Genomic DNA, 12,636 nt, shown 5'->3' on the forward strand with positions numbered 1-12,636 from the left:
CTCAGTGACCGCTGGTCGCCTTCAGCCCCACGACGGCGACCAGCAGCAGGCAGACGAAGAAGATCCGCGCGGCGGTGACCGGCTCCCCCAGCACCACCATGCCGACCACCGCCGCACCGGCCGCGCCGATGCCCACCCACACGCCGTAGGCGGTGCCGATGGGCAGGGACTTCGCGGCGTACGACAGCAGCACCATGCTGGCGACGATGCCGGCGCCGGTGAACACACTGGGGACGAGGCGGGTGAAACCGTCGGTGTACGGGGGTCTGGGGGTGTCCCCCAGATAAGCACAGCATGCCGACCGACCAGCCGACTTCCAGCAGACCGGCGACGACGAGCAGGACCCAGGCCATGACGAGCACCTCTCACAAAGACGGAAACCTGGCGGTGCGTCGTCTTTGCCTTCACCCGGTACGGCGCGTCTCGTCGGGGGCCTTCAAAGCTAGTAAAGAAACGAGGAAGGGGCTGGTGACAAAAGCCACCAGCCCCTTCCGACCGTCGATCCAGAGGTAGCTCAGAGATAGAGCCCCGTCGAGTCCTCGGACCCCTCGAACCGGTCCGCGGCCACGGCGTGCAGGTCGCGCTCGCGCATGAGCACGTACGCGACGCCGCGCACCTCGACCTCGGCGCGGTCCTCCGGGTCGTACAGGACCCGGTCGCCGGTCTCCACGGTCCGTACGTTCTGCCCCACCGCGACGACCTCGGCCCAGGCCAGCCGGCGGCCCACGGCCGCGGTGGCGGGGATGAGGATGCCGCCACCGGAACGCCGCTCACCCTCGCTGGTGTCCTGCCGCACGAGTACACGGTCGTGCAGCATCCGGATGGGCAGCTTGTCGTGCTGGCTGCTGTGCTCGTTTCTGTTGGCGCTCACGCCTTTGAACCTACCTGCCTTTGCCGCCCGGGTCCGCCGCCGGGTCCGCCGTCGTTCAGCCCCTGCGGCGCCGGGTGCCGAGGGCCAGCAGGCCCACGAGACCGACGGCGACGAGGGCCACGGGCACGATCCGCTCCAGCCGGGGCGCGCCCTCCTCGTCGGTGAACTTGGCCCGCACATCGCTCACGGCCCGGTTGACCCCGACGTAGGCCCGTCCGAGCGTGTGGTCGATGTTCGAGACGACCTTGGCCTTGGCGTCGCCGACGATCGTCTTCGGGTGCACACGCACCCCGATCTCGTCGAGCGTCTCGGCCAGCGTTGCGCGACGGGCCTTGATGTCCGCCTCGATCTGCGCCGGGGTTCTGGTGTCCGACGTGTCCGCCACGGTTCGGCCTCCGAAGTGAAGCTGATGCTGTTTCCGGACAGTCTGTCAGCTCCACGCCGGACCGCACTGTCAGGCTCCCCGGTTACGCTGGTTCGATGAGCGAGCGACTCCAGCCGGGGGACGTGGCCCCCGCCTTCACCCTGCCCGACGCCGACGGCAACGTGGTGTCCCTGTCGGACCACAAGGGCCGCAAGGTCATCGTGTACTTCTACCCGGCGGCCCTGACGCCCGGCTGCACCAAGCAGGCCTGCGACTTCACGGACAACCTGGAGCTGCTGGCCGGCGCGGGGTACGACGTCATCGGCGTCTCCCCCGACAAGCCGGAGAAGCTCGCCAAGTTCCGCGAGCAGGAGTCCCTGAAGGTCACACTGCTCGCCGACCCGGAGAAGACGGTCACCGAGGCCTACGGCGCCTACGGCGAGAAGAAGAACTACGGCAAGACCTACCTGGGCGTCATCCGCTCCACGATCGTCGTGGACGAGGAGGGCAAGGTCGAGCGGGCGCTGTACAACGTGCGGGCGACCGGCCACGTGGCGAAGATCATCAAGGATCTGGGCATCTGACCACCCGGCCCGGCCAGTAGCATGGCCGGGCAAGGTCACGCGGCCGTGGTGGAATTGGCAGTCACGCTGGGTTTAGGTCCCAGTGGGGTAACACCCGTGAGGGTTCGAGTCCCTCCGGCCGCACCACTTACTGCTCACTGAGCGAGCAGTTCCCGTACGACCGGCACGAGCGCCCGGAACGCCTTGCCCCGGTGGCTGATGGCGTTCTTCTCCTCGGCGCTCAGCTCGGCACAGGTCCGGCTCTCCCCCTCCGGCTGCAGGATCGGGTCGTACCCGAACCCGTTGGTACCGACGGGCGCATGCCGCAAGGTGCCCTTGAGCTGCCCCTCGACCACCCGCTCCGTACCGTCCGGCAGGGCCAGCGCGGCGGCGCACGCGAAGTGGGCGCCACGGTGGACGTCATCGATGTCGCCCAGCTGGGCGAGCAGCAGCTCCAGGTTCGCCTTGTCGTCCCCGTGCCGCCCGGCCCAGCGGGCGGAGAAGATCCCGGGGGCGCCGTTCAGCACGTCGACGCACAGCCCCGAGTCGTCGGCGACGGCGGGCAGCCCGGTCGCCTGTGCCAGGGCGTGCGCCTTGAGCAACGCGTTCTCGGCGAAGGTGACGCCGGTTTCCTTGACGTCGGGGATCTCCGGGTAGGCGTCCGTGCCGACGAGGTCGTGATCGAGACCAGCGTCGGCGAGGATCGCGCGGAGCTCGGTGATCTTCCCGGCGTTACGGGTGGCGAGGATGAGACGAGTCATGGCCCCAGTATCCCGGGGCGCCGAAGGCGCCCCCCAGGGGCGCGGGGCTGTATCGATATGCGGCTCCGCCGCGGGGCGCGACCAGCCACAACGAACCCGCAGCCGCCCGTCCACCCAGCCACGCAGACGCTACGGCGTACAAACCTTGGTCAGCTCACCCGCCGCATCCGTAACAGGGCTGATGTCCGGCGTCTCGTCACCGTTCTTCACCGCGTCACGGACATTGGTGACGGCCGTCTGCAGATCGTCCACGGCCTTGTTGACGTCCGCGTCGTCCGTCTTGTCGCCGATCTTGTCGAGGTTCTTGTCGATGGAGGTCAACGACTCCTCCAACTGCGTCGGATCGTTCGCGGCGCTCTCCACGGCCTGCTGGAGTTCCGTGACGCTGTCGGCGATGGCGTCGGCGGTCTGGACGCAGTCCATCGCCTTGCTGACGGCGTCACAGCCGGTGGTCAGCCCGGCCGTCAGTCCGACCGCCGCAATGGCTGCGGCGACTGTGGCGATACGGCTCCGGCGGCGTCGGCTCGTGGCCATGGTTGACGTTCCCTCCCTGCTCCCAGGCCTCGCAGGGCCCCCGTTTGGTCACTGGCCGGGCGTACAGCGGTGTGCCGTACGCCCGTACCCGTAATGACGCCACGCGGGGCCGCTCGGTTGCCCGGAGCTGCGGCTCTTCTTGGTGCGCCCTTTACTTTTCGAGGACGGTATCAAGTGCCTTGCGCTGGAGTTCCGCCAGCTCCCCGCAGCCGGAAACGGCAAGGTCCAGCAGGGCGTTGAGCTCCTCGCGGGCGAAGGGCTCGGCCTCGGCGGTGCCCTGGACCTCGACGAAGCGGCCGTCGCCGGTGCAGACGACGTTCATGTCGGTGTCGGCCCTCACGTCCTCCTCGTAGCAGAGGTCGAGGAGCGGGACGCCGCCGACGATGCCGACCGAGACGGCGCTTACGGTGCCGGTGAGCGGCTTGCGGCCGGCCTTGATCAGCTTCTTGCCCTGCGCCCAGGCGACGGCGTCCGCCAACGCCACGTACGCGCCGGTGATGGCCGCCGTACGCGTGCCGCCGTCGGCCTGGAGGACGTCGCAGTCGAGGACGATCATGTTCTCGCCGAGCGCCTTGTAGTCGATGACCGCGCGCAGGGAGCGGCCGATGAGGCGGCTGATCTCGTGCGTACGGCCGCCGATCTTGCCGCGTACGGACTCGCGGTCGCCGCGGGTGTTGGTGGCGCGGGGCAGCATGGCGTACTCCGCGGTGACCCAGCCCTCGCCGCTGCCCTTGCGCCAGCGCGGGACGCCTTCAGTGAACGATGCGGTGCACAGGACCTTCGTGTCGCCGAAGGAGACGAGGACGGAGCCCTCCGCGTGCTTGCTCCAGGCGCGTTCGATGGTGACCGGGCGGAGCTGTCCGGGGGTGCGGCCGTCGATTCGGGGGACTGAGGTAGCTGCCATGGCGCTGAGCCTAGCCCCCCACGGGGAAGGGCCCCTCCCGTGGTGGGAAGGGGCCCTCAGGTGTGCGGCCGGGAGTCCCTCAGGGGCTGAACCCCGGGACGATGCCCGCGCTTCACATCATGTCTTCGATCTCCGCCGCGATCGGGTCGGCGTCGGTGCCGATGACGACCTGGATGGCGGTGCCCATCTTCACGACGCCGTGGGCGCCGGCGGCCTTGAGGGCGGTCTCGTTGACCAGGGCGGGGTCGCTGACCTCGGTGCGGAGCCGGGTGATGCAGCCCTCGATCTCCTCGATGTTGTCGATGCCGCCGAGCCCGGCGACGATCTTCTCAGCCTTGCTGGCCATTTCGGTCTCCTCACGCACTGTTGGCTCAACTGTACGAGCGGTTGCGTGGTGCGTACCGAAGGATGACGTCACAGCAACCCAATCGTCGGTAACTGGTCTACACCACCTGACAGGCGGTCGCCAACCCATGAGTGCCGAGACCGAGACCTCCCCCGCCCGCCGGCGGTGGCAGGCCGCGTTCCAGGGGCTGCAGAAGATGGGCCGCAGCCTCCAGCTCCCGATCGCCGTCCTGCCGGCCGCGGGCATCCTCAACCGCCTCGGCCAGCCGGACGTGTTCGGGGCGGACGGCCTGGCTGGGACAACGTCTCGAAGGTGATGGACGGCGCGGGCGGCGGACTCCTCGACAGCTCGCTCGGACTGCCGTTGCTGTTCTGCGTAGGCGTGGCCATCGGCATGGCGAAGAAGGCGGACGGCTCGACGGCGCTGGCGGCGGTGACGGGGTTTCTCGTCTACTACAGCGTGCTTCAGGAGTTCCCGGAGGACTGCCCGCCCGGGACGAGGGAGATCGTTCCCCTAGGGTGCGCCGCGACCGACGTGACAGGGGTGGAGTACGAGTACCAGAACCCGGGCGTCTTCGGCGGCATCGTCATCGGTCTGCTGGCGGCCTTCTTCTGGCAGCGCTACCACCGCACGAAGCTGGTGGACTGGCTCGGCTTCTTCAACGGGCGGCGGCTCGTCCCGATCATCATGGCGTTCGTGGCGATCGTGTTCGCGGTGCTGTGCCTGTGGGTCTGGCCGCCGATCGGTGACGCGCTGGAGAGCTTCAGCGACTGGATGCGGGACCTGGGCGCCTGGGGCGCGGGCGTGTTGGGGTCGCGAACCGCGCGCTGCTGGTGATCGGGCTGCACCAGTTCCTGAACGTGCCCATCTGGTTCCAGTTCGGCAGCTACACCACACCCGACGGCGAGGTCGTGCACGGCGACATCAACATGTTCCTCCAGGGCGACCCGAACGCCGGCCTGTTCACCACGGGCTTCTTCCCGATCATGATGTTCGCGCTGCCGGCCGCGGCCCTCGCCATCACGCACTGCGCCAAGCCGCACCGCCGCAAGGAGATCGCCGGTCTGATGACGTCGGTGGCGCTGACGTCGTTCGTCACGGGCATCACGGAACCGATCGAGTACTCGTTCATGTTCATCGCCCCGCTGCTGTACGTGGTGCACGCCCTGCTGACGGGTGTGTCCATGGCGGTGACCTGGGGGCTGGGGGTCCACGACGGGTTCAGCTTCTCGGCCGGCCTGATCGACTACATCATCAACTGGCAGCTGGCCACGAGACCCTGGGCGATCATTCCGATCGGCCTCTGCTTCGCCGTCGTGTACTACGCGATCTTCCGTTTCGCGATCACGAAGTTCGATCTCAGAACTCCGGGCAGGGAACCGGAGGAAGAGGTCGAGGACGTCACGAAGAGCTGACCAGAGGTCCACGGATCAGGCACGGATCAGGCACTGCGCGTAGCACTCCGGTTGCGGGTTTCACGGGTTCCTTATATCGCCCCCACCGTGCTACAACAGGTCTACACCACTCAGTGGTGTAGACCAGACGCCGCCGTCTCCTTCTGTCCCCGGGCGGCGCCATGCCCTCTTCCCCAGCCTAAGGCCGGGGGGACCCCCTGGAGGAAGTTGTGACCACGGCCAGCGCCGCTCCGGCGGCCGACAAGAAAAAGGGCGCCGCCGCGATGGCTGTGATGCAGCGCATCGGCCGTAGCCTCATGCTGCCGGTGGCGGTCCTGCCCGCAGCCGCCCTCCTGGTCCGGTTCGGCAACGAGGACATGCTCGGCGACCCGGACTACCCCGCGTTCCTCACGAAGATCGCGGGCTTCATGGCGGCCGGCGGCAACGCGATCCTCGACAACATGGCGCTGCTCTTCGCCGTCGGCATCGCGATCGGCTTCGCGAAGAAGTCGGACGGCTCGACGGCGCTCGCGGCCGTGGTCGGTTACCTGGTCTTCAAGAACGTGCTCGGCACGTTCACCGACCCGAACCTGCCGCAGGTGGCGAAGGTCGTCGACGGCAAGGTCGTGATGGTCGACGCACCGGTGGACGCCAAGGTCCTCGGCGGTGTGGTGATGGGCATCGTCGTGGCCCTCCTGTACCAGCGCTTCCACCGCACCAAGTTCCCGGACTGGGCGGGCTTCTTCGGCGGCCGCCGTTGGGTCCCGATCATCTCCGCCTTCGCGGGCCTGGTCATCGGCATCGTCTTCGGCTACATCTGGCCGGTCCTCGGCACGGGCCTGCACAACTTCGGTGAGTGGCTGGTGGGTTCGGGTGCCGTCGGCGCCGGCATATTCGGTGTCGCCAACCGCGCCCTGATCCCGATCGGCATGCACCACCTGCTGAACTCGTTCCCGTGGTTCCAGGCGGGCGAGTACGAGGGCAAGAGCGGTGACATCGCCCGCTTCCTGGCCGGTGACCCGAGCGCCGGACAGTTCATGACCGGCTTCTTCCCGATCATGATGTTCGCGCTGCCGGCCGCCTGTCTGGCGATCGTCCACTGCGCCCGCCCGGAGCGCCGCAAGGTCGTCGGCGGCATGATGTTCTCCCTCGCGCTGACGTCCTTCGTCACCGGCGTGACCGAGCCCATCGAGTTCACCTTCATGTTCATCGCGCCGGTCCTGTACGCCATCCACGCGGTCCTCACCGGCGTCTCGATGGCTCTCACCTGGGCGCTCGGCATGAAGGACGGCTTCGGCTTCTCGGCCGGCGCGGTCGACTTCGGTCTGAACCTGGGCATCGCGACCAACCCGTGGGGCCTGGCCCTGGTGGGCCTGTGCTTCGCGGTGGTCTACTACGTGATCTTCCGGTTCGCGATCACCAAGTTCAACCTGCCGACGCCGGGCCGCGAGTCCGACGAGGAACTCGCCGAACTCCAGAAGGCGGAGGCGAAGTAGGCCGGGCGGCCCACGAACAACGGCGAAGGCCCCGGAACCGGGAAGGTTCCGGGGCCTTCGCGCACATACGGGCCTGAACCCCGTACGGGCTGTTCCACCACGGTCCGGCTCTCGACCGGACTGATCCCGACCGGCTAGATCTCGTACGTCTGCCTGGGCGCAGCCAGCGCCACCGGGCCGTCGTAGACCTCGCGCGCGTCGGCCAGGTTGACCTCGGGGTCGGTCCACGGCGGGATGTGGGTGAGGACCATGCGCCGGGCGCCCGCGCGGGCCGCGGTCTGACCTGCCTCACGGCCGTTGAGGTGCAGGTCGGGGATGTTCTCCTTGCCGTGCGTGAAGGCGGCCTCGCACAGGAACAGGTCGGCGTCACGGGCGAGTTCGTCCAGGGCCGTGCTGATGCCCGTGTCACCGGAGTAGGTCAGGATCTTCCCGGCGTGCTCGATCCGGATGCCGTACGCCTCCACCGGGTGGGCCACGCGTTCCGTGTGCACCGTGAACGGGCCGATCTCGAAGGTGGACGGCTTGACCGTGTGGAAGTCGAAGACCTCGCTCATGGACGAGGCGGTGGGGGTGTCGGCGTAGGCGGTGGTCAGGCGCTGTTCCGTGCCCTCGGGTCCGTAGACCGGGATCGGGTCGCAGCGGCCGCCGTCGTGCCGGTAGTAGCGCGCGACGAAATACGCGCACATGTCGATGCAGTGGTCGGCGTGCAGATGGCTGAGGAAGATCGCGTCAAGGTCGTAGAGACCGCAGTGGCGCTGCAGCTCGCCCAGGGCGCCGTTGCCCATGTCGAGAAGCAGCCGGAAGCCGTCGGCCTCGACGAGGTAGCTCGAGCAGGCCGATTCCGCGGACGGGAACGACCCCGAGCAGCCGACGACGGTGAGCTTCATGAAACAGAAACCTCCGCTGGCGGGAAATCCAGAAGATCGGGGACAGGGGCGTCGGGGGTCGTGCGGTTCGTCGAGCGTAAGGCGCAAAACCTCCGGTCGCTCCTCCGCCAAGGGCTGTTGTGGGCGAACTCACCTGTGCGGCGCTGCCATACGGGTTACCTGGGGTTCAGGTGTTCGGCCATGATCCGAGGGCGCATCGCCATTGCTGCGGCCACGGTGCCGCCCAGCCGGGCCGCCACGGTCCTGGAGCCCTTGGCGTGCCTGATCAGGGCGCTTGTACACGTGTGCTTCAGAGCGTGGAGCCGAGTGCCCGTCCTGCTTCGCCGGGTACGCCTTCAGGTGAGCGGCAACGACGGGACGTGGGCAAGCTTGCCCTTCTGCTGGGCCTTCCTGGCGCCACGGGGCCAGACCGTTCACCCTGTCCAGTCCCGAACGTCGATCTTCACTCAGGGAGTGGCGGCGACGCTCGTGCGCTCAGCGGCGTTGCAGCGACCATTACTCCCGGTACCGCAGTCACTCCACTCCGATGAGCCCTGTCTGCACCAACAGGTTGCCCCGCCGTCGCGAGACGAAGATCCCCCGCCCCGTCGGCATCGTGCGCGGGCGTACGTTCCCGAGGATGTCGCCCTCGTTCGGGTCGCCGGAGAGCACCACGCCCTGCGCGCCCAGCTCCTTGATCCGCTGCATGAAGGGCTCGTACGAGGACCGGCCGGCACCCGCGGTGTTGCGGGCGACGATGAAGCGGATGCCGACGTCGCGGGCGAACGGGAGGAGGTCCGTGAGCGGGGCGAGAGGGTTGCCACTGGACGTCGAAACCAGGTCGTAGTCGTCGACCACCACGTAGATCGTCGGGCCGCTCCACCAGCTGCGTGCCCGCAGCTGGTCGGCCGTGACCTCGGGCGAGGGCGTGCGTCGGCGCATGAGGTCGGCCAGGGCCTCCACGTGGTGGTCCATGGCGTTGGACATGGGCACGTACTCGGCCAGGTGGGTTGCCGGGGTGGCGTCCAGGAGCGAGCGACGGTTGTCGATGACGAAGAGTTTGCAGGAGTCCCCGTTGTGCAGGCCGGTGATCTGCTTGATGAGCAGGCGCAGGAGATTGGATTTGCCGGACTCGCTCTCGCCGAAGACGAGGAAGAAGGGGTCCTGGTCGAAATTGACGTGGACGGGTTCGAGGTTGTTCTCGTCGAGGGCGAAGGCGACGCCGCGGTCCGGCTCCGCAAGGGCTGCGGGCAGGTCGGCGAAGGGGAGGTGGCGTGGCAGGAGACGGACGGCCGGCGCGCCGGGTGCTGTCCAGTGGCGGTCCACGTCGCGGCTCATGGCGGCGGTCGCCTCGGACAGGTTGTCGTCGGAGTGGATGCCGTCGATGCGGGGAACCGCTGCCATGAAGTGCAGTGCTTCGGGTGTGACGCCTCGGCCGGGCACGCCGGCCGGGACGTTTCCGGCTGCCTTGCGGTCCAGTTCGGAGTCCATGGGGTCGCCGAGCCGCAGTTCGAGGCGGTTCATCAGCAGGTCCTTGAGGTTGGCGCGGACCTCCATGGCGCGGGAGGCGGTGAGGATCAGGTGGATGCCGTAGCCAAGGCCGCGCGCGGCGATGTCGAGTACGGCTGATTCCAGGGCCTCGTACTCCGTGCGGAAGTTCCCCCAGCCGTCGATGACCAGGAAGACATCACCCCACGGCTGGTCCGCCACCGGAATGTCACCGCGCGCCCGCATCCTGCGGAACGTGGCGATGGAGTCGATACCGGCGCTGCGGAAGTACTCCTCGCGGCGCGTCATGATGCCGTACACCTCGGCGACCGCGCGGCGCACCCGCTCGGGGTCCAGGCGTGAGGCGACCCCGCCGACGTGCGGCAGTCCGGAGACGGCGGACATGCCGCCACCGCCGAAGTCCAGCCCGTAGAACTGGACCTCGTGCGGAGTGTGGGTCAGCGCGAACGCGGCGATGATCGTCCGCAGCAGCGTCGACTTGCCCGACTGCGGGCCGCCGACGATCTGCATATGGCCGCCGGCCCCGGAGAAGTCCCGGTACAGCGCGTCGCGCCGTTGCTCGAAGGGCTTGTCGACGACACCGAGCGGCACGATGAGACGACCCGCGCCCTCGTAGCCGGGCTGGGTCAGGCCTCGGTCCTGCTGCCCGGCGAGTCCAGGGAGGAGGGCGTCCAGCGGCGGAGGGTTGTCCAGCGGCGGGAGCCACACCTGGTGCGCGGCCGGGCCCTGCCCGGTCAGTCGGCGGACGATGACGTCGAGCACGGTGTCGGCCAGGGCGTCGTCCCCGCCCGCTCGCGGGTCCGGCACCTGGGCCCGGGGGTCGGCCTGGACGTACTGCACCGGCACGGGGGCCGCGGTGAAGGGCACGGGACGGCGGTCCACCGGCAGCTGACCGTCCCCTGCGGTGGCCCGGGCCGAAGAGGGCCGGTGCGCGCCCGAGACGTAGGCGGCCTTGAAGCGGGCCATCTCGTCGGTGCCGTACTTCAGATAGCCCGAGCCGGGGACGTTCGGCAGGTGGTACGCGTCCGGCACACCGAGGGCGGCGCGGGACTCGGACTCGGAGAACGTCCGCAGTCCGATGCGGTACGACAGGTAGGTCTCCAGACCGCGCAGGCGGCCTTCCTCCAGGCGCTGCGAGGCGAGCAGCAGGTGGACGCCCAGGGAGCGGCCGATGCGGCCGATCTGGACGAACATGTCGATGAAGTCGGGCTTGGCGGTGAGGAGTTCGCTGAACTCGTCGATGACCAGGACGAGGGACGGGATCGGATCCAGCGCGGCGCCGGCCGAGCGGGCCTTCTCGTAGTCGTGGATGTTGGCGTGGTTGCCCGCCCGGCGCAGCAGTTCCTGGCGGCGGTTGAGCTCTCCGCGGATGGAGTCGCCCATGCGGTCCACGAGGGTCAGGTCGTCGGCGAGGTTGGTGATCACCGCGGCGACATGCGGCAGGTCAGCCATCCCTGCGAAGGTGGCACCGCCCTTGAAGTCCGCGAGGACGAAGTTCAGCGTCTCCGAGGAGTGGGTCACCGCCAGGCCGAGCACGAGGGTGCGCAGCAGCTCGGACTTCCCGGATCCGGTGGCGCCGACGCACAGGCCGTGCGGGCCCATGCCGTCCTGCGCGGCTTCCTTCAGGTCCAGCATCACCGGGGTGCCGTCCTCGCCGACCCCGATCGGGACCCGCAGGCGTTCGGCACGGGAGCGCGGGCGCCACGTACGGCCGACGTCCACGGATTCCGCGTCGTCCAGGTCGAGGAGGTCGGTGAACTCCAGGTTGGCGAGCAGCGGCTCGTCCGCGTCGCCGCCGGACGCCATGTACAGGGGCGCGAGCTGCAGTGCGAGCGCCTCGGCCGCCTCGTGACTGAGACGGTCGGGCGTCCCTTCGTAGACGAGGCCGTCGCCGGACTCCAGGCGCAAGGAATGCGGATGCACCACGACCGAGAGACCGCCGCGTGCACCGGTGAGCCTGCCCGGCACGACCTCGACGATCGTGACCCCCTGCAGTCCCTCGGCCGCCGCCAGCGCCGACAACGGCGACAGCGTCTCTCCGTCGAGTACGACGACGACATGCGGCTGTTCCAGGAGGGGCTGGCCGCCGGCCTGGAACCGGGGACGCCCTTCGAGCTCCTCCTTGAGCAGCAGCTCCAGATCCTGGGCGGTGGACGTGATCAGACGGCGGCTGCCCGCTCCGTCACTTCCCTCGGTCCGGACGTGCGGCAGCCACTTCGCCCACTCCCAGTGCGAGGCCGCGTCCTGCCCGGCGGCGATGGCGACGACCAGGTCGTCAGGAGAGTGCAGAGAGGCCAGGGATGCCACCATCGCGCGCGCCGATGCCCTGACGTGAGTCTCGTCCCCGCTGAGGGTGAGGTGGTAGAAGGCCCGCAACGAGATCGCCATGGGCAGGCCCTCGATGGTGCTGTGGGCGGTGAGGAACTGCTTCATGGCCCCGGCGGTGAGCGGCTCCAGCTCGTCCACCGGAGCGGTCTCGGGCGCGACCAAGGGGGTGGCGAGCTGCTGGCCACCCAGACCGATCCGGACCTGCCCGAAGTCGTCGTCGCTGATACGCCGCTCCCAGACGCGGCTGCCCTCGGCGACCAGGGCCCACAACTGTTCGGGAGCCGGATGCAGATAGAACTGGGCGTCGCGCTGAAGCCGGGCCGTACGCAGCACCGTGCGACGGGTTTTGGCCAGGTACTTCAGGTAGTCCCGTCGCATATCGGCGAGTTGGCCCTGGGTGCCGCGCCGGTAGCGGACGAGCATGGCGATGGCCATGGCGATCGTCGATGCGATCATGACCATGCCCATGATGCGCATCACCGGGTTCGGCGTCATGAAGAAGAAGACGACGGACCCACCCATGCCCAGCATGGGGAGCAGCTGCATCAGCGCGCCCTCCTGCTGCCCTCTGGGCAGCTCGGGCGGGGATTGCAACTGCACTGGATCGGCGGGCACCTCGGTCGGCAAAGTCCTTGGTGGCCGTTTGACGACGATCTGGCTCAAAGCTGACCCGTCCCCCTCGCGGACTTCAAGAGCCCTT

Annotated in this window: 11 protein-coding genes, 1 tRNA gene, 2 pseudogenes and 1 riboswitch; of the genes and pseudogenes, 5 read left to right on the top strand and 9 right to left on the bottom strand. The window is 68.8% G+C overall.

The window, feature by feature from the left end:
* Position 1: 1 nt before the first annotated feature.
* The 3 genes and pseudogenes from AQJ67_RS22835 to AQJ67_RS22845 form a co-directional block, all read right to left on the bottom strand.
* Positions 2-353 (bottom strand): annotated as a pseudogene (locus AQJ67_RS22835) (DMT family transporter).
* 33 nt (positions 354-386) lie between these two features.
* A riboswitch (guanidine-III (ykkC-III) riboswitch) is annotated at positions 387-456 on the bottom strand.
* A 58-nt stretch (positions 457-514) separates the two neighbouring features.
* Positions 515-871, bottom strand: a complete 357-nt coding sequence (locus AQJ67_RS22840; protein ID WP_048583239.1) for a GroES family chaperonin — start codon at positions 869-871, stop codon at positions 515-517.
* A 55-nt stretch (positions 872-926) separates the two neighbouring features.
* Positions 927-1,256 (bottom strand): DUF3618 domain-containing protein, encoded by a 330-nt coding sequence (locus tag AQJ67_RS22845; protein WP_062720916.1) that lies wholly within the window; start codon positions 1,254-1,256, stop codon positions 927-929.
* A gap of 95 nt (positions 1,257-1,351) precedes the next feature.
* Here AQJ67_RS22845 and bcp point away from each other — a divergent pair, with 95 nt between their 5' ends.
* Together bcp and AQJ67_RS22855 are read left to right on the top strand one after the other, a co-directional pair.
* Positions 1,352-1,819, top strand: a complete 468-nt coding sequence (bcp, locus tag AQJ67_RS22850; RefSeq protein ID WP_062720917.1) for a thioredoxin-dependent thiol peroxidase — start codon at positions 1,352-1,354, stop codon at positions 1,817-1,819.
* Positions 1,820-1,858: 39 nt separating this feature from the next.
* A tRNA-Leu gene (locus tag AQJ67_RS22855) sits at positions 1,859-1,945 on the top strand.
* Positions 1,946-1,953: 8 nt separating this feature from the next.
* Here AQJ67_RS22855 and rdgB read toward each other — a convergent pair.
* From rdgB to AQJ67_RS22875, 4 genes are all read right to left on the bottom strand, one after another.
* A complete protein-coding gene (gene rdgB, locus AQJ67_RS22860) occupies positions 1,954-2,559 on the bottom strand; it encodes an RdgB/HAM1 family non-canonical purine NTP pyrophosphatase (RefSeq protein WP_062720918.1) in 606 nt (201 codons plus the stop codon).
* 129 nt (positions 2,560-2,688) lie between these two features.
* Positions 2,689-3,093, bottom strand: coding sequence for a hypothetical protein (locus tag AQJ67_RS22865; protein WP_062720919.1), 405 nt, complete (start codon positions 3,091-3,093; stop codon positions 2,689-2,691).
* A gap of 151 nt (positions 3,094-3,244) precedes the next feature.
* Positions 3,245-3,997: a ribonuclease PH gene (gene rph, locus AQJ67_RS22870; protein WP_062720920.1), complete on the bottom strand. Its 753-nt coding sequence runs from the start codon at positions 3,995-3,997 to the stop codon at positions 3,245-3,247.
* 112 nt (positions 3,998-4,109) lie between these two features.
* Positions 4,110-4,343 (bottom strand): PTS sugar transporter subunit IIB, encoded by a 234-nt coding sequence (locus AQJ67_RS22875; protein ID WP_062720921.1) that lies wholly within the window; start codon positions 4,341-4,343, stop codon positions 4,110-4,112.
* 127 nt (positions 4,344-4,470) lie between these two features.
* Between AQJ67_RS22875 and AQJ67_RS49485 the strand changes: the two genes are divergently transcribed.
* From AQJ67_RS49485 to AQJ67_RS22885, 3 genes and pseudogenes are all read left to right on the top strand, one after another.
* A complete protein-coding gene (locus tag AQJ67_RS49485; protein ID WP_244190554.1) occupies positions 4,471-4,659 on the top strand; it encodes a hypothetical protein in 189 nt (62 codons plus the stop codon).
* Positions 4,659-5,758 (top strand): annotated as a pseudogene (locus AQJ67_RS22880) (PTS transporter subunit EIIC). Before AQJ67_RS49485 ends, AQJ67_RS22880 begins: the two are co-directional and overlap by 1 nt.
* Positions 5,759-5,967: 209 nt before the next feature.
* The gene (locus tag AQJ67_RS22885) at positions 5,968-7,233 is read left to right on the top strand and encodes a PTS transporter subunit EIIC (protein WP_062720922.1); all 1,266 of its coding nucleotides are present in this window, start codon (positions 5,968-5,970) and stop codon (positions 7,231-7,233) included.
* Positions 7,234-7,367: 134 nt separating this feature from the next.
* On the opposite strand, the gene AQJ67_RS22890 is transcribed toward AQJ67_RS22885, so the two are convergent.
* Both AQJ67_RS22890 and eccCa read right to left on the bottom strand, forming a co-directional pair.
* Positions 7,368-8,120: an MBL fold metallo-hydrolase gene (locus AQJ67_RS22890; RefSeq protein WP_062720923.1), complete on the bottom strand. Its 753-nt coding sequence runs from the start codon at positions 8,118-8,120 to the stop codon at positions 7,368-7,370.
* 513 nt (positions 8,121-8,633) lie between these two features.
* The gene (gene eccCa, locus AQJ67_RS22895; RefSeq protein WP_079056101.1) at positions 8,634-12,599 is read right to left on the bottom strand and encodes a type VII secretion protein EccCa; all 3,966 of its coding nucleotides are present in this window, start codon (positions 12,597-12,599) and stop codon (positions 8,634-8,636) included.
* Positions 12,600-12,636: the final 37 nt, after the last annotated feature.

The sequence above is a fragment of the Streptomyces caeruleatus genome, assembly GCF_001514235.1.
Classification (GTDB): Bacteria; Actinomycetota; Actinomycetes; order Streptomycetales; family Streptomycetaceae; genus Streptomyces; species Streptomyces caeruleatus.